Source organism: Marinobacter sp. C2H3 (assembly GCF_037080155.1).
Classification (GTDB): Bacteria; Pseudomonadota; Gammaproteobacteria; order Pseudomonadales; family Oleiphilaceae; genus Marinobacter.
Window position 1 is genome coordinate 138,045 of the sequence record NZ_JBBBNZ010000005.1, and the last position, 15,891, is coordinate 153,935.

Annotated in this window: 15 protein-coding genes; 10 read left to right on the top strand and 5 right to left on the bottom strand. The window is 63.7% G+C overall.

Annotated features, from left to right (window positions below; genetic code table 11):
- Nucleotides 1–17: 17 nt before the first annotated feature.
- Nucleotides 18–701, bottom strand: a complete 684-nt coding sequence (locus V3388_RS14310; protein WP_336368254.1) for a transglutaminase-like cysteine peptidase — start codon at nt 699–701, stop codon at nt 18–20.
- 6 nt (nt 702–707) lie between these two features.
- Nucleotides 708–1,349, bottom strand: a complete 642-nt coding sequence (locus V3388_RS14315) for a type II secretion system protein N (protein ID WP_336368255.1) — start codon at nt 1,347–1,349, stop codon at nt 708–710.
- A gap of 181 nt (nt 1,350–1,530) precedes the next feature.
- On the opposite strand from V3388_RS14315, the gene gspE reads away from it, so the two are divergent.
- The 10 genes from gspE to gorA all read left to right on the top strand — a co-directional run bounded on the left by gspE (nt 1,531) and on the right by gorA (nt 10,718).
- Complete coding sequence (gene gspE, locus V3388_RS14320) at nt 1,531–3,039, top strand: type II secretion system ATPase GspE (protein ID WP_336368256.1); 1,509 nt, start codon at nt 1,531–1,533, stop codon at nt 3,037–3,039.
- Nucleotides 3,040–3,042: 3 nt separating this feature from the next.
- Entirely contained in the window at nt 3,043–4,254 is a 1,212-nt protein-coding gene (gene gspF / locus V3388_RS14325; RefSeq protein WP_336368257.1) for a type II secretion system inner membrane protein GspF, read from the top strand.
- 47 nt (nt 4,255–4,301) lie between these two features.
- A complete protein-coding gene (gene gspG / locus V3388_RS14330) occupies nt 4,302–4,739 on the top strand; it encodes a type II secretion system major pseudopilin GspG (RefSeq protein WP_336368258.1) in 438 nt (145 codons plus the stop codon).
- 6 nt (nt 4,740–4,745) lie between these two features.
- Nucleotides 4,746–5,282 carry a type II secretion system minor pseudopilin GspH gene (gene gspH, locus V3388_RS14335; RefSeq protein WP_336368259.1) on the top strand — a complete coding sequence of 179 codons (537 nt, stop codon included), beginning with the start codon at nt 4,746–4,748 and terminating at the stop codon, nt 5,280–5,282.
- The gene (gene gspI, locus V3388_RS14340; RefSeq protein WP_336368260.1) at nt 5,279–5,677 is read left to right on the top strand and encodes a type II secretion system minor pseudopilin GspI; all 399 of its coding nucleotides are present in this window, start codon (nt 5,279–5,281) and stop codon (nt 5,675–5,677) included. The genes gspH and gspI overlap by 4 nt, the downstream gene beginning before the upstream one ends.
- A gap of 2 nt (nt 5,678–5,679) precedes the next feature.
- The gene (gene gspJ, locus V3388_RS14345; RefSeq protein ID WP_336368261.1) at nt 5,680–6,459 is read left to right on the top strand and encodes a type II secretion system minor pseudopilin GspJ; all 780 of its coding nucleotides are present in this window, start codon (nt 5,680–5,682) and stop codon (nt 6,457–6,459) included.
- Nucleotides 6,456–7,436 (top strand): type II secretion system minor pseudopilin GspK, encoded by a 981-nt coding sequence (gspK, locus tag V3388_RS14350; protein ID WP_336368262.1) that lies wholly within the window; start codon nt 6,456–6,458, stop codon nt 7,434–7,436. The genes gspJ and gspK overlap by 4 nt, the downstream gene beginning before the upstream one ends.
- Nucleotides 7,437–7,438: 2 nt before the next feature.
- The gene (gene gspL / locus V3388_RS14355) at nt 7,439–8,755 is read left to right on the top strand and encodes a type II secretion system protein GspL (RefSeq protein WP_336368263.1); all 1,317 of its coding nucleotides are present in this window, start codon (nt 7,439–7,441) and stop codon (nt 8,753–8,755) included.
- Between the two features lie 3 nt (nt 8,756–8,758).
- A complete protein-coding gene (locus V3388_RS14360; RefSeq protein ID WP_336368264.1) occupies nt 8,759–9,286 on the top strand; it encodes a type II secretion system protein M in 528 nt (175 codons plus the stop codon).
- Between the two features lie 67 nt (nt 9,287–9,353).
- Complete coding sequence (gorA, locus tag V3388_RS14365) at nt 9,354–10,718, top strand: glutathione-disulfide reductase (protein ID WP_336368265.1); 1,365 nt, start codon at nt 9,354–9,356, stop codon at nt 10,716–10,718.
- A 55-nt stretch (nt 10,719–10,773) separates the two neighbouring features.
- On the opposite strand, the gene V3388_RS14370 is transcribed toward gorA, so the two are convergent.
- The 3 genes from V3388_RS14370 to V3388_RS14380 all read right to left on the bottom strand — a co-directional run bounded on the left by V3388_RS14370 (nt 10,774) and on the right by V3388_RS14380 (nt 15,881).
- Nucleotides 10,774–12,720: an ATP-binding protein gene (locus V3388_RS14370; RefSeq protein WP_336368266.1), complete on the bottom strand. Its 1,947-nt coding sequence runs from the start codon at nt 12,718–12,720 to the stop codon at nt 10,774–10,776.
- Nucleotides 12,713–13,606: an ABC transporter substrate-binding protein gene (locus tag V3388_RS14375; RefSeq protein WP_336368267.1), complete on the bottom strand. Its 894-nt coding sequence runs from the start codon at nt 13,604–13,606 to the stop codon at nt 12,713–12,715. Before V3388_RS14375 ends, V3388_RS14370 begins: the two co-directional genes overlap by 8 nt.
- Nucleotides 13,607–13,679: 73 nt before the next feature.
- On the bottom strand, nt 13,680–15,881 hold the full coding sequence (locus tag V3388_RS14380) for a TonB-dependent receptor plug domain-containing protein (protein WP_336368268.1): 2,202 nt from the start codon (nt 15,879–15,881) through the stop codon (nt 13,680–13,682).
- Nucleotides 15,882–15,891 lie beyond the last annotated feature (10 nt).

Below are 15,891 nucleotides of genomic sequence, written 5' to 3' on the forward strand. Positions count from 1 at the left end.
AGGCGACACGGCCGCTGTCATTTGGCGTCAGCGGGCAGGGCGCGGCCGGCCAGGGTCCGGTCGAGGCGCTGGTTCAGGTCCTTCCAGTGTTCCAGGCCGGCGGCGTCGCCGATGCGTTTGGTTCGCCGGTCGGACTGGTTCAGCCACAGGCCGGCTCCGTTGAAGCTGTAGACCGGTTCCAGGTCCGTGCGTTGGGACGCGGGTTTGATGTCGTTGATCAGGTTGTCGAGGATCAGTGGGTCGGCGTCCGGTTCCCGATACCATGCCAGCACCATATGGGCCTGGTTCAGGGACAGCGCTTTGACGTAGACAATCCGCATCTGGTCGTCGGGGACGCCCATGGATTTGAGGGTGAGGTACTTGGCAATGGCGAAATCTTCGCAGTCTCCGCCATTGGTGGCCAGCAACTCCACCGGCGTTGCCCAGTAGTCCTCCTGGCCCCAGTGTTCCATGTCGCTGACGAAACGGGCCCGGTTAAAGAAGCTGTTGACCAGGGTGAGCTGTCTGTCGATGGGGGCATTTCGGGCCAGATTGGTCAGGCGCTGCCAATCTTCCAGGCGCTGGTAGGCGGCGTTGCCAAAGGCGTCGCGCACGTAGTCCAACAGACGATGGCTGAGTTCGAAGGCGCCGGCCAGGGACACCACCAGCAGCAGCGGCAGCCAGAGCTGGCGGCGGGCGGTGCAGGTCCCGGCCAGCGTCATGGCGGTTTACCCGTTGTTCCGAAGGCGTTCCCGCAGCAGTTCCAGCCGGCGGCGGATTTCCTCTCGACGCTGGTCGTCGTTGAGGTCGCCACCCGAGGCGGCGGGCGAGGGCGTTGGTGCCTCGGCGGCCGGGGCTGGCTCTGAATCTGGCTCACTGGTGGTCATGGCCAGGCCTGAGGTGTCGTCGGTATCCGGGAAGTAGAGATTCTCGAGTTTGCCCGAGCGCTCGATAATGATCCTGTTGGCAAACACCGATTTCAGGGTGGCGTTGCCCGGCAGGGTGTCACCCACCAGAAACACATCGGTTTTACCCTGGGCGTCTTCCACCAGGGCGCTGCCGGGAAAGTCGCCACTGGCGGCCATCACCCCGCGCAGGAACAGCTTCAGGTTGGTTTCCGGAAGGTTCTCGGTGTTCACCGAGGTCTCGCCGCCGGCCTGGCCCGGCTGGCCGAACAGGGTCAGGTCCGCCAGGTTCACCGACGGCGGTGCCTGCCGTTTGCTGACCGGCTCCGCCGATGCCGGGGCGCCGGGCGAGGGCGCGCTGACCGACTGCCAGAACCGGTACCCCTGAAGGCCCGTGATGGCAATCATCAGCAGCCCTGCGAGGAGGGCGAGTAGCGGCGGAAGCCGGTGGGAAGTCGACAGCATGGACGGTCCTGATGGTAATTTCCGAGCGTTGATGTGCCGCGCTGACAGCGACAGGAGCCACAGACTAACAGACAGATGTGGCTAAGTCGCAGTATAGTGCATCGAGTTGTTCAGCGGGGTGTTTTCCTGTGGTAGCCTTCCTGAATTGGTTGAATGGAAAGGATTTTAGACGAGGCCCCCCTTGAGCACCGAGACCGACGTTCAGCAACCGGATGCGCCAGTGGGCCGCCTCCCGTTTACCTTTGCCAAGCGCAACGGCGTGATTCTGACCCGCTCCGAGGACGGCGCGCCGGTCATCCTCGTCCGCCCCGGTGCGCCTCACGCCGCGCTGGCGGAGGCCAATCGCCTGAGCGGCGGCCGTGCCCGGTTCAGCACCATTGATGCCGACCGGTTCAACCAGGCCCTGAACGCCGCCTACCAGAGCGACTCCGCCGAGGCCATGCAGATGGTCGAAGGCATCGGTGACGACATGGACCTTGCCTCCCTGGCGGATTCCGTGCCGGAAACCGAAGACCTGCTGGAGCAGGAAGACGACGCGCCCATCATCCGCCTGATCAACGCCATCCTGACCGAGGCGGTGAAAACCAGCGCCTCCGACGTGCACATCGAAACCTACGAAAAGGCTCTGGTGGTGCGCTTCCGCATCGACGGTGTGCTGCGGGAAGTGGTTCAGCCCAAGCGCGCCCTGGCGCCGTTGCTGGTGTCCCGGATCAAGGTCATGGCCCGCCTGGACATTGCCGAGAAGCGGGTGCCCCAGGACGGGCGCATCGCGCTGCGGGTCGCCGGCCGGGAGGTGGATATCCGGGTCTCCACCATGCCGTCGTCCAGCGGCGAACGGGTGGTGCTGCGTCTGCTGGACAAGCAGGCGGGCACCATCCAGCTGGAATCCCTGGGCATGGCCGGCCGCGACCTGACGATCATGCGCCAGCTGATTAACCGGCCCTACGGCATCCTGCTGGTGACCGGCCCCACCGGTTCCGGTAAGTCCACCACGCTCTACGCCGGCCTGCAGGAAATCAACGACCGCAGCCGCAACATCCTGACGGTGGAAGACCCGATTGAGTACAACCTGCCCGGCATCGGCCAGACCCAGGTGAACCCGAAAGTCGACATGACGTTCGCCCGTGGGCTTCGAGCGATTCTCCGGCAGGACCCGGACGTGGTGATGATCGGTGAAATCCGGGACCTGGAGACTGCTGAGATTTCCGTCCAGGCCAGTCTCACCGGGCACCTGGTGCTTTCAACCCTGCACACCAATACGGCCGTTGGCGCCATTACTCGCCTGATGGACATGGGCATCGAGCCGTTCCTGATTTCCTCCAGCCTGGTGGGCATTGTCGCCCAGCGCCTGGTGCGGGTGCTGTGCACCCATTGTAAAGAGCCGTACACCCCCAGCGAGGAGCATTGCCAGTTCCTGCAACAGGACCCGGCCAACCCGCCCACCATTTACCGGGCGAGGGGCTGCGAACACTGCAACCAGTTGGGCTATCGGGGCCGTATAGGTATCTACGAGGTGGTGGAAGTGACGGAGGCCATCAGCAACCTGATTCACAAACGGGCCGGCGAGCTGGACCTGGAACACGAGGCGCGCACCCGGGGGCCCAGCATTCACGCCGACGGCGTGCAGAAAATCCTGAACGGCGTGACCACAGTGGAAGAGGTACTGCGTGTGACCCATCGGAGCCAGTAAGGAATGCCGGCCTACGAATACAAGGCCCTGGACAGCCGGGGCAAGCAGAAACAGGGCGTGATCGAAGCGGACGCGCCGCGGGCGGTCCGACAGCAGCTCCGGGAGCAGGGGCTGACGCCGCTGTCCGTCGAACCGACGGTGGACAAGCAGCAGCGCAGCAGTCCACTGGGCCGTCGAGGAGGCCTCGCCGCGGCGGACCTGGCACTGATCACCCGTCAGCTCGCGACGCTGATCCAGTCCGGCATCCCGGTGGAACAGGCCATCAGCGCCACCGCCCGCCAGTCCGAAAAGCCCCGGATTCGCAGTATGCTGATTGCCGTGCGCTCCCGGGTGATGGAAGGCTACACCCTGGCCGATAGCCTGGGCGAGTTTCCCCGGGCCTTTCCCCGCCTGTACCGATCAACGGTGGCGGCCGGTGAGCACGCCGGCCACCTGGACCTGGTGCTGAACCGGCTGGCGGATTACACCGAAGGGCGCCAGGAAGCCCGACAGAAAATTCAGCTGGCGGCCATCTACCCGATCATTCTCAGCGTGGTGGCCATCGCCATTGTGGTGTTCCTGCTCACCTACGTGGTGCCGGACATCATCCAGGTGTTTCTCAAACAGGGCCAGGAGCTGCCGGTGCTCACCCGGGCGTTGCTGGCCATGTCGGACTTTCTCACCGCCTACGGTATTTATCTGGCCATCCTGCTGATTGCGGCGGTCGTCGCGTTTCGGGCAGCGCTGGCCAAACCCGGGTTCCGCAAGCGTTTTCATCGCCGTCTGCTGCACCTGCCGCTGGTGTCGGGCATGGTTCGGGGCATCAACACCGCCCGCTACGCCAGTACCCTGAGCATCCTCACCACCAGCGGCGTGCCATTGGTCGAGGCGATGCGCATCGCCGGTGAGGTGCTGTCGAACGACTTCCTCCGGGAGCAGTTGCGGGACGCCGCCCGAAAGGTCAGCGAGGGGGCCTCGCTGCACCGGTCCCTGGACCAGACCGGCTACTTCCCGCCCATGATGCTGCACATGATCGCCAGCGGCGAGGCCAGCGGCGAGCTGGACGACATGCTCGAGCGCACGGCGCGGATGCAGGAAAACACCCTGCAGGCCAAAATTGCCGCCATGGTTGCGCTGTTTGAACCCATGATGCTGCTGGTCATGGGGGGCGTGGTGCTCATCATCGTGATGGCGATCATGCTCCCGATCCTCAATATGAGTAATCTTGTGAAGTGACATTCCTTACGGCAACACCAATGAGAAACCCAATGACGACTCCCACAATGAAACACGCAACCCGCCAACGTGGCTTTACCCTCATCGAGATCATGGTGGTGATGGTCATCCTGGGCCTGCTGGTGGCCATCGTTGCCCCCAACATCATGGGCCGCAGCGACGAGGCCAAGGTCACCATCGCCCGGACCCAACTCAAAAACGTGCAGAGCGCGCTGGACCTGTACCGCCTCGACAACAGCCAGTACCCGTCCACGCAGCAGGGCCTGGAGGCGCTGGTCTCCAAGCCGTCCGGTAGCCCGGAACCCAAGAACTGGAACCCGGACGGCTACCTCAAGAGCGTGCCGGAAGATCCCTGGGGGAACCCCTTCCAGTACGTCAGCCCCGGCACGGAAGGGCCTTACGATCTCTACTCCTACGGCTCTGACGGCCAGGAAGGCGGCGACGGCGATGCCGCGGACATCAGCGTCTGGGCACCCAAGGGCTAATTGGGCGTGAGCCGCGGTACCGCCAATCGGGGGTTTACGCTGATCGAGATCCTGGTGGTCCTGATCATCGTCGGCCTGATGGCCTCCCTGGCGGTACTGACCCTGGGGGGCAACTCCCGGCAGCGTGAGCTGGAAAATACGGTTCGCGAGCTGTACCTGCTGATGCAGACCGCGGCAGACCAGGCGGTTCTGAACAACCAGGAGTTGGGCCTGGCCATTGATGACGACGGTTACCGCTTTCTGGCCTTCGAGCCGCTGGAGCGCACCTGGAAAGCGGAGCCGGAACGCCTGTTCGAGGCGCGGCCGCTGCCGGAATGGATGGTCGTGACGCCCTACATCGAGAACGACGCGCCCCGGCTCGCCAGCGGCGACGACGACCAGAACAGCAAGAACCGGCCGGACATCGTGTTTTTCTCCAGCGGCGAGACCACCCCGTTCCAGCTCGAATTCGTGGCCCGTGGTAACACCGACCGGGTTGAAACCATTGAGTCTGATGGCGTCTCCGGCGTTCACTGGCGGGACGATGAGGGCAAGACTCCGTGAGAAAGCCGCTTAGCCAGCCCCGCAGACAGCCCCGTGGCTTTACCTTGATTGAAGTCCTCGTGGCCCTCCTGGTGTTCGGGCTGATTGCCGCCGCGGCCGTGGGTGCCGGCAGCCAGTACGTGTCTGGTTACGAGCGGGTGCGGGACAAAACCCTGGCGGGCTGGATTGCCGATAACCGCATCAGCGAATTGCGCCTGCAGGACCAACTGCCGTCCATTTCCCGGAACAGCGACGATGAAGATTACGGGCCATTCCGCTGGCGGGTGACCACCGAGGTGAAAGCCACCGCCGAACCCACCATGCGCCGCATCGAGGTGTCCGTGGCGAAATACGCCGCAAACCAGCCGGACCCCATCCCCGTGCACACGCTCACCGCCTTTGTGGGGCAGAAATAGGTATGGGTCGCGTCGCACGCAACCCGGGTTCGGGGCAGTCTGGCTTCACGCTGATGGAAGTGCTGATCGCGGTGACGATCACGGCGGTGATTGGCCTCGGAGTCTGGCAGGTGGTGCACGGCGTGGTGACCTCCCGGGACCGGGTGGATGAACTGGCCGAGCAGTTTGACGGTGTCTGGCGCACCATGCTGCTGATGGAGCGGGACATCACCCAGGTGGTCAATCGGCCCGCCCGGGACCTGTACGGCGATTACCAGCCAGCCCTCACCAGCCGCGCGGATAACGTCCAGTTGATGCTCACCCGCCAGGGCTGGCGAAACCCTCTGGGACTGCGCCGCAGCGAGTTACAGCGGGTCGCCTGGGAGTTCACCGGGGACGAACTGCGCCGTCGCTATTGGCCGACGGTGGATCAGGGCCAGGAAGACAACAGCGAAGACGTGGTGCTCCTGTCCGGCGTCACCGAATTTGAACTGCGGTTTATGGACGGGCAGGGCAACTGGCACGACCAATGGCCCCTGGACGAGGACATGGCCAGCCTGAGCCCGGGCGCCCGGCCGGAGCTTCCGCTGCCCCGGGGCATTGAGATCACGCTGACCCACGAGCGTTTCGGAACCCTGACCCGCACCTTTGTGCTACCGGACTTTGACGCCGCCGAAGCCCAGGGCGACGTGACCCGCACGGGCGAGGCGGCAACCCCGAACTCCGATAACGGAAACCCGGAAACGCCAGCGGCTACGCCGGAGCAAACCGCGCCGACCACCAGTGGAGGCAACCCGGGATGAGGCAGCGCGGCGTCGCTCTGATCATGGTGTTATTGGCGATGGCCCTGGTGGTCATGCTGGCCGCGGGCATGGCCCGAAACCTGAACCTGCGGGTGTTCAAGGCTGGCCATTACCTGGCACAGCAGCAGGGCTACAGCATCGCGCTGGGGGCCGAGGCGTTCGCCCGCCGGATACTGGTTCAGGATTACGAGGACGACAAGGACGAGGGCGCCCAGGTGGATAGCCTGGACGAAGTCTGGGCCAGCAAATCGGCGATTCTGCCGCTGGATGAAAACGGCGTGGTGGAGGTACAGATTGACGACCTTGGCGGCCGTTTCAACCTGAACGATCTGGTCACGCCGGACGGGCAGGTGGATCCGGTCGCCAAGGAGCGCTTCACCCGGCTGCTGCGGGTGTTGGGCATCACCGAGGTGTCCGTTGACACCCTGATTGATTGGATCGACAGCGATGAACAGACCACCAGCGCCTACGGGGCCGAGGACGGCCAGTATCTGATGGAAGACCCGGGGTACCGGGCGGCCAATCAGCCGTTCGCCAGCGTCAGCGAGCTGCGGCTGATTCAGGGCATGACCGAAGAAATCTACCAGGCGCTGCGGCCCTACGTGGCGGCGCTTCCGGTCAGTGGCATTGGTATCAACGTGAACACCGCGCCGGCGCCGGTGCTGCAGGCTCTGCACGATCAGCTCAACGAATCGGCCATCAGCGAGGTGCTCGCCCAGCGGGAACAGGAGGCGTTTGGTACCGTGCAGGACTTCCTGGCGCTGCCACAGTTCGCCGGCCTCGGCCTGAAGACCACCGGGTTGACGGTGCAGACCCGTTTTTTTGAAGTTGTCTCGCGGATTACCTACGATAATCGCGTTGTGACGATGGTAAGCGTCGTGTTTCGCAACAGCGAAGGAGAGGTCCGCACCGTCAGCCGGGATACCAGCCAGACCAACCGGATTACCAAAGAGCCCTACACCCTCTCGGAAGGATGATCATGTCGTACCGCCTATACCTGCGTCCGGTGGCCCCGTTTGCTGCCCCGGGCGATGCAAGCGCCGATGCCGCCGACGGCCAGCTCTACCAGTGGGCGCTTCAGGATGCCTCCGGCGAGGTGCAGGCCCGGGGTGCCGGGGACACCCGCTTTGCCATCGAACAGACCCTGGCCCAGAACGCCCTCGACGACGTTCGTCTGGTGGGTCTGATACCCGGCGGGGACGCCCTGTTCTGCCTGGCGGATATCCCGGCCAAACAGTCCCGGTTCGTTGCGCAGGCTCTGCCGTATGCGGTGGAGGAGCAGGTCGCCCAGGACATCGACACCGTGCACCTGGCCCTTGGTACCCACACTCCGGACGGCTTCCGGGTGGCCGCCATTGATCGCACCGCCATGGCCCGCTGGTATGACACGTTCTCCGGGTGGTCCGGTGCGCGGCTGGAGGCGATCTATCCCGATGCGGCGCTGCTGCCCGTCACCGAGGGCGGCTGGACCCTGGCCCTGGACGGCGAGCAGGCGCTGATGCTCAGCGACCGGGGCGAATGGCTGTCGATGGTGTCCGATAACCTGTCCCTGTTTGCCAGCACCCTGGCGTTGCCCGGGGAGGATACCGTCGCGGCCGAGGTTCCGGTCACCGTTTATGGCCGCCAGCCGGAGCTGGACCAGCAGCAGACGCTGATTTCCGATTTGGCGGGGCAGGGCCGGCTGGCCGTGCAGGCTTCCGCGTTGGACATCTCTGTGGTTGAGCTTCTGGCGGAAGCTTTTCACCATCACCGCTGCCAGCCGGTCAACCTGTGCCAGGGCGCGTTCTCGCCCGCCGGTACCGGTGTCAGCCCGCTGCGCCCCTGGCGGCCGCTGGTGGCCGTGCTGGCGGTCTGGTTTGTGATTCAGTTGGGGCTGGACATCGGGTTCGGGCTGTACGACCAGTCACGGGCCCAACAGCTCAACGCCCAGGCGCTGTCCGTCTACCGCCAGGCCTTTCCCCAGGATACCCGGACCCACGCCGGTAACCTGCGCCGCGTCGTTGAGGGCCAGCTGCGCCTGGCCGGCAGCCAGACCCAGGATCTGGGCTTTATTCCGCTGATGAAGTACACCGGTGAACAGTACGGCGCGCTGCCGGCGGGCAGCGACGTCACCTTCAACTCCATCAACTACAGCCAGACCCGGGGCGAGCTGGTGGTGGATCTGCGCGCGGACAGCTATGACCGGCTGAGCAAGCTGCGCAACGGCCTGTCCGCCAAAGGGCTGAACGCCGAGATTGGCTCGGTGGTGAACGAATCCAACGGTGCCCGTGGGCGCCTGACCGTGTCCGGAGGCTAACCCGTGTTTCAACGTCTCAAAGAACAGCCCACCGTTGGCCGGCTTATCGCCCTGTACGACCAATTGCCCAAGCGTGACCGGCAGGCTCTGCAGGTGCTGGCCCTCGCTCTGGCCCTGGCCTTCGTGTATTTCGCCCTGTGGCGGCCGGTTAGCGGATTCCGCGCCCAGGCCGCCGACGACCGGGCGCAGGCCGCCGAGTTGCTGGCCTGGGTCCAGGCCAACCAATCGACCATTCAGGGTTTGTCCGGTAAGGGCGCGGCGGCTTCTGCCGCCGTCGACAAGCCGGCGGATGGCCGGGCGCTGATGGCGCTGGTTACCCGTTCGGCCGGCGAATCCAAACTGACCCTGCAGCGGTTTGAGCCCAGCGGCGACGGAGCAATCCGGGTGTGGCTGGACGACGTACCCTACGCTTCCCTGGCGGCCTGGCTGGAGAATCTCAGTGTGCAACACGGCGTTGTGATTGATCAGGCCGCCATGGATCGGGCCAACGCACCGGGCCGCGTATCGGCTCGCCTGACCCTGGCCCTGTAAACCGTGAATCCTGTTCCGGCGGCGCTTCACACCGCCACAGGGGCTTATCCGAACATGAGGAAAGACAGTGTCCGAACACGACCAACCGTTTGATCTGATTGTGATTGGTGCGGGATCCGGTGGCGTTCGCCTGGCCCGGATGAGCGCCCAGCGCGGCGCGCGCGTGGCCATTGTGGAGTCGCGCTACCTGGGCGGCACCTGCGTGAACGTAGGCTGCGTGCCGAAGAAACTGTTTGTCTACGGCGCCCATGCCGGCGAGGACATCGAAGACGCCGCCGGCTACGGCTGGTCCGTGCCCCATGACAAGGTATCGTTCGACTGGTGCCGGCTGGTGGCGAACAAGAACGCGGAAATCGAACGCCTCAACGGCATCTACCGTCGACTGCTCGAGAACGCCGGCGTCACCCTGATTGAAGGGTCAGCAACGCTTCGGGACGCCCGTACCGTGGTGGTGAACGACCGCGCCTACCGTACTGAGCGAGTCACCATCGCCACCGGCGGCTGGCCGTCCGTGCCGGACATCCCCGGCAAAGAGCTGGTGCTCACCTCCAACGACATGTTTTATCTGCCCCAGTTGCCCAAGCACGCGGTGATCTGGGGCGGGGGGTACATTGCGGTGGAGTTCGCGGGCATTCTCGCCGGACTGGGTGTGGAGACGACCCTGATCTACCGCGGAGACCGATTCCTGCGGGGGTTTGACGATGATGTCCGCCGATTTGTTGAGCAGGAAATGACCAAAAAGGGCGTTATCCTGCGCTTTAACACCAATATCGACGCGGTCACCGCGACCGGTAGCCACTACACCGTGCAGCTGAATACCGGTGAGACGCTGGAAACCGGCCTGGTGATGGCCGCGACCGGGCGTCGGCCGCTGGTGGACGGGCTCGGCCTCGACACCGCGGGTGTCGAGCTGGACGAGTCCGGCCACATTCGTGTGAACGATCGATTTGAAACCTCGGTGCCGAGCATCACCGCCCTCGGCGACGTCATTGGTACGCCCCAACTGACGCCGGTCGCGATCGCCCAGGCCATGGTACTGTCCCGGCAGCTGTTCGGGGACGGGAAGGGCGCCATGGACTACCGGGACATTCCCACCGCCGTCTTCTGCCAGCCCAACATCGGAACCGTCGGGCGAACCGAACAGGAAGCCCGTAGCGAGGGCGTGGACGTGGTGATTTACCGGACCGAGTTCCGGCCCATGAAGCACACCCTGAGCGGCCGCGATGAACGGTGCCTGATGAAGCTGGTGGTGGATCGGGCGTCGGACCGGGTTCTGGGTGCTCACATGGTGGGGCCTGAGGCCGGAGAAGTCATCCAGGCGCTGGCGGTGGCCATCAAGGCCGGTGCGACCAAAGCCGATTTCGACGCCACCGTGGCGATTCATCCCACGTCGGCGGAAGAGTTTGTCACCATGCGCGAGCCGGTCGCCTGATCAGGTCGTTCTGCGGCTGATCGCAGCTGCGCCGCCGGGCCGCGCCCGGCGAGTCTCACAAATGTATCCAGCGGCTCAGTAATTCCCTGAGCCGCTCTTTCCGCACCGGCTTGGCCAGATAACCGTTCATGCCGTTTTCCAGGCAGGTGGCCTCTGTGCCCGGCAGCACATCGGCGGTCAACGCGATGATCGGGATACCGGCCTGGCCGTTTCGCTGCTCCCACTCGCGAATGTGTCGGGTGGCCTCATAGCCGCTCATCACTGGCATCTGGCAATCCATGAGAATCACGTCATACCCGTTGTGGTTGCGACGGACCATGTCCACCGCCTGTTGCCCGTTTTCGGCGGTTTCGGTACGAAAGCCCAGCCGCGTCAATAGGGCGGACGCCACTCGCTGATTCACCGGGTTGTCTTCAACCACCAGTGCCCGTGCGGTCTCGTTATCGGCCAGGCGGGCTTCGGCCGGCCAGGCGCTGTGCTCGGCCGGGCCAACGGGCGCCAGCTCAAAGGGCAGCTCGAACCGGAAAGAGGAGCCCCGACCCAGGTCCGTTTCCACCTGAATATGCCCGCCCATGAGCTCGACCAACCGCTGCACCAGGGCCAGGCCCATGCCGGTGCCGCCGTATCCCCGGCTGTCACCGCTTTCCAACTGCTCGAAGGAGTTGAAGATATCTGGCAATCGCTCGGTCGGGATGCCCTTGCCAGAGTCGTTGACCGAGCAGGTGAGGGTCACGCAGTTGTCGTCCAGCGGCAGGCAACTGGCCTGGATGTTGATGTAGCCGTCTCCGGTAAACTTGATGGCGTTGTCCAGCAGCCCGGCCAGCACTCGGCGCAGCCGCCCTGAGTCACCGATCACCAGGGTGGGCTCCGGCCAGTCGCCAAAGAAGCTGATGTTCAGAAGCAAGCCGTGCTGTTCCGCCATATGACGGTAGGAGGCGGTGCAGTTGGAAATCACCGTGCGGAGGTCGAATTCCCGATGCTCCAGCTCCAGGTTGCCGCTGTCCATGCGGGCGTAATCGAGGATGTCGGTAATCACCGTCAGCAAATCCTCCGTGGATTGCCGGGCGGTCACCAGGTAATCCCGCTGCCGCTGGGACAGGGGTTCCTCCTGGATGAGGTCGACCATGCCGAGCACGCCGCTCAGGGGCGTGCGCAGCTCGTGGCTCATGGTAGCCAGGAATTCAGACTTGGCCTGGCTGGCCTGTTCCGCCCGCTGGCGGGCCGTCTCCGAAGCGGACAGCACCCGGTCCCGGCCATCCCTCAGCTCGGCCAATTGTTCAGACAAACTATTAAGATTTGTTTCTATCTCTATGATTTCGCGGGAGCTTCCACGCTGATGGACCGGTGCCAACTGGTAGTTCCGCTGCATCAGCTGGCGAATGCGCTCGGACAGGCCGTACACGGGCGCCAGAACGCCGCCCAGGAAATGCCGTATCAGGATCATGGTAAACGCCAGCAGGGCGAGGCCGACGGTGACGGAGGTCCAGAGCACGTCCTGCCGCTTGGTTTCCAGGGTGGCCGGGTCCACACCAACCTCAACCGTGCCAACCCGCAGGGCGCCAGACTCAAAACCATACTCCAGTTCAAACCACTCGTTCGGCTGCCCGGCCCCCAGTTCGAGGGGTTGCTGCAGAATTTCGGCGCGAAAGGTCAAATACCGGTCGTCGGGGATGCCCGGCGTTATGCCGGGAGCGCTTACCCGGCCGATCTCATGGCCAAGCACATCCGTTACCCGCACCCAGTCGGCGTTACTGTGTTTCAACGACTGGTTCAGGATTTTTTCCAGCGCCGCGCGGTTCCCGGCCACCACTGGGTACTCCAGGGCGGGGGCGAGGTTATCGGCCTGCATCTGGCCGCTGTCCAGAAGGTTTTGCCGGGCGTCGTCGAGACGAGCTGATGTGAAAAAGCCCATCAGCACGATGAACATCACCACGGACGGCAGGGCGCCCAGCAGCAGAAGTTTTCGGGAGAGGGGTGCCTGACGGACCGAAGGTTCAGTCATGCCCGGCCTCCGCATCTGCCTTCAGGGTGTCGTTCACCCATTGGTTGATGTCCTCCGGTTCCGGTATCGGGATGTTCAGTGACCGCGCCACCTGACGGTTGATGGTCACGCTGAAACGGGGCGGGTAGCCCGCCGGAGGCAGGCGACCGGTGGTGTAGAACTGATCAACGGCCTCGGCGGCGCCCTGGATCATTTCGCCAAAGGGAGCGTACCCCGACGCAATCGAGCCTGCCTTGACGTACGCCTGATTCGGGCCGATTACAATCCGGTCCCGGCGGTAGGCGGTGAGCAGAATGTGCTTGATGGTGCGGGGGTTGTAGATGGTTTCGTCGTTCGAAGCCAGCAGAAAGTCCCCGTAGTTCAGCGCCCGGATGACGGTGGGAATCAGTTCGTCCAGGGAGTCGACGACGAATACCCGGGCTTTCAGGTCATAGGCCGGCAACTGGTCAAGCAGTGGCTCGTAATCCGACGCAGAGGCGGCAGAGGCGAGGATGGCGATGTGGTTGGCGTGGGGCAGTATGGCCTTGCCGATCAACGCCTGGCGCAGCAGCGGGACGTCGTAATAAATGGCAGAAAGCTGGCCAGGGTAGCCGGTAACGTAGGGCTGCATGAGTTCCTGCCGTACCAGTAACGCCAGCACATAGGCATCCCGGTTGCTCTGGCGGACATTGGAAAACGCGGTGGGCCCGACGGCGATAATGGGGGAGCGGTTAATCATCGCGGCCTGGTCGCTGGCAATGCGCCGTATCTCGGTTCGCTCACCCATTGTCTGGCCGAGCATGCGGACCACCTGATCATCCAGCGCCGCGTTGCCGGAGCCGGCGAGGTAGACCACACGGTCTGCCGCCGTGGCCAGAAGGGGCGCCATCACGAGCAGAACGATCATGAGCGGCCACCACGACCGCCTGTAACCTCTGACTGCCTTCATACCTTCCCGGGTATTGTTCACATCCTGTTACTCAGAAACGGACACCGGCCTCAACAAAAAACTGGTTCGGGTCCTCGATGTTGTTGTCGTCCCGCAGCACTGGCTCGTCGTTCACGTAGTGCTGCATGGTAAACGCCACCTCAGCTGTATATTGGGGAATGTAGAAATTCTTCGCCAACCGGAAATCAATCCGCTGGGAGAGGGTGCCGTTAATGCGGTCGGCCCAGTACATGGCGCTGGAAAAGGTAAAGCTGTGGGGCAGGTCCTGAATCGCCATCACGCTGCCGGTGTGCTGCGCCGACAGCCGGCTGAGCAACGTTACCCGGTAGGACGCTTCATCGGCATCGACCTGCTGTTTGCCGGTGTACCACCCATCCTGGTCCAGATAGCCGTAGGTGGCTCGCAGGGTAGTGCCGGGGTATTGCAGTTCGGCCTCCACTTCGAAGCCCTCCTGGTCCAGTGCAACCGAGTTGTCGATGGTCCAGGTATCGAAGGCGATAACGCCGCTGATCATGTCTCGCATCTTGTCCTGAAACGCTCGAACTTCCAGCTGTAACAGCGCGTCATCCAAAGGAAATTGTCCAAAATAACTGATTTCCCGGGAGACAATGCGCTCAGCGTCCAGTGGTTGTCCGATGGTGGTCAGTGACGGCTCCATCTGAAAGTCCGCGCTGCGGGCGCGGAAGCCTTCCATGACGGCCGCGTAGCCGGGCGAGACATCGTGCAGGGTGTAGCCATAGTCCGGAAACTGTTCGAAGGCGTCCGGGGTGCGAACCGCCTCGGAGTACACAAAGCGCAACGCATGATTGTTGCTGAAGACCAGGTTCGCGGCGACCCGTGGTGAGAAGTAACCCTCGTCCGTGGTTGTGGTGTGCTCATAGTTGCCGCCGGCGTTCAGCGTCAGCCAATGAATGGGCGTGTATTCCACGTTACCGAAGACCCGGCTTTGATAGTCCGCGCCGTCGCCGTTGAAGTAGGTCTCGGAGGTGTAGCGGTCCTCCCGGTAGCCAAGTCCGGACACCAGTTTGAGCTGCTCGCTGAACAGCCGTGTGTCCTGCAGTTCAAACTCGAGCCGTGAGTCAAAGAGGTCGGCGTTGACGTTGGCGCGGAACGGGGGATCGCCAGCGGCGTTGGGCACAAAGCACGAGCCGTAGTTGCTCAGCAGGTCGAGGCCGGCTTTGACACAGTCCACCACGCCGGAGGGTTGTTCGGTCTTCCACCGCTGGCGCCGATTGAAGCGCTGGTAGTAGGCCTGCAAGTGATAGAAATGATCGTCCGAGGGCGTGAAATTCAGGCGGGTCTGGAGGTAGTAGTCCCGGACATCAATGTCCGGACTGGTGATGGGGTTCAGGTCCCCGTCTTCACGCTTGTCCTCTTCATTCAGGCCGTCAACGACACCACCGCGAAGCTCAAGGTTGTAATCACTGCTCGGGCTCCAGCGGGAATCGTAGTTGAACACGTTCATGTTAAGCCCGTTGCGATACGGGTTCTTTTCTTTCACGCCGGTGACAGGGTTGCGCTTGTACGCGAAATCGTAGCCGTCAAACTTCCGCTTTTCGAAATCCAGCCGCCAGTCGTAGTCGCCGCTGGCGTCGCCCACCGCGGCGAAGGTCCGCAGGTAGCCCCGGGAGCCGGACATGGCGTGCACTTCCGTGCCAGCGGTGTCGGCCGGGTCCCGGGTGATGAAGTTAATGGTGCCGAGAAACGCGTTGATGCCATAGGCCGCGGCATTCGGGCCCCGGGCCACTTCCACCCGCTCGATCATTTCCAGGGGCACCGGCATACTCTGCCAGTCCATGTCCGCCAGGGCCGTCCGGTACGCAGTGCGGCCATCCACCAGCACCTGCATGCGCCGCTGCTCGTAATGGGACGTGCCGTGATAGGTCACCACCGGATTCGAATTGCCCACCGACGTCACCACCATGCCGGGCACCAGTTGGAAAATGTCCGGCAGGTTGTTGATGCCCAGTTTCCGAATGGTGTCGCCATCAATCACCGTGGTAGTGCCCGGCGTTCGAACCTTGGACTGACGAAGCCGGGTGGTGGTCAGCACCTCTGGCACGTCGTCGCTGAAACCGTAGTAGTTATCCTGGCTGTCGTCGGCCGCCCGGGCGGCGGTTGCAGGTAGCCATAGAACGGGCACGGTGCAGAGGGCAGCGACGATCAGAAACGATCCGGAGCGGCGATTGACCGCAATGGCGCTGACCTGGGAAGAGGGCGTCGGAGGGGTCATGGATCTCGGC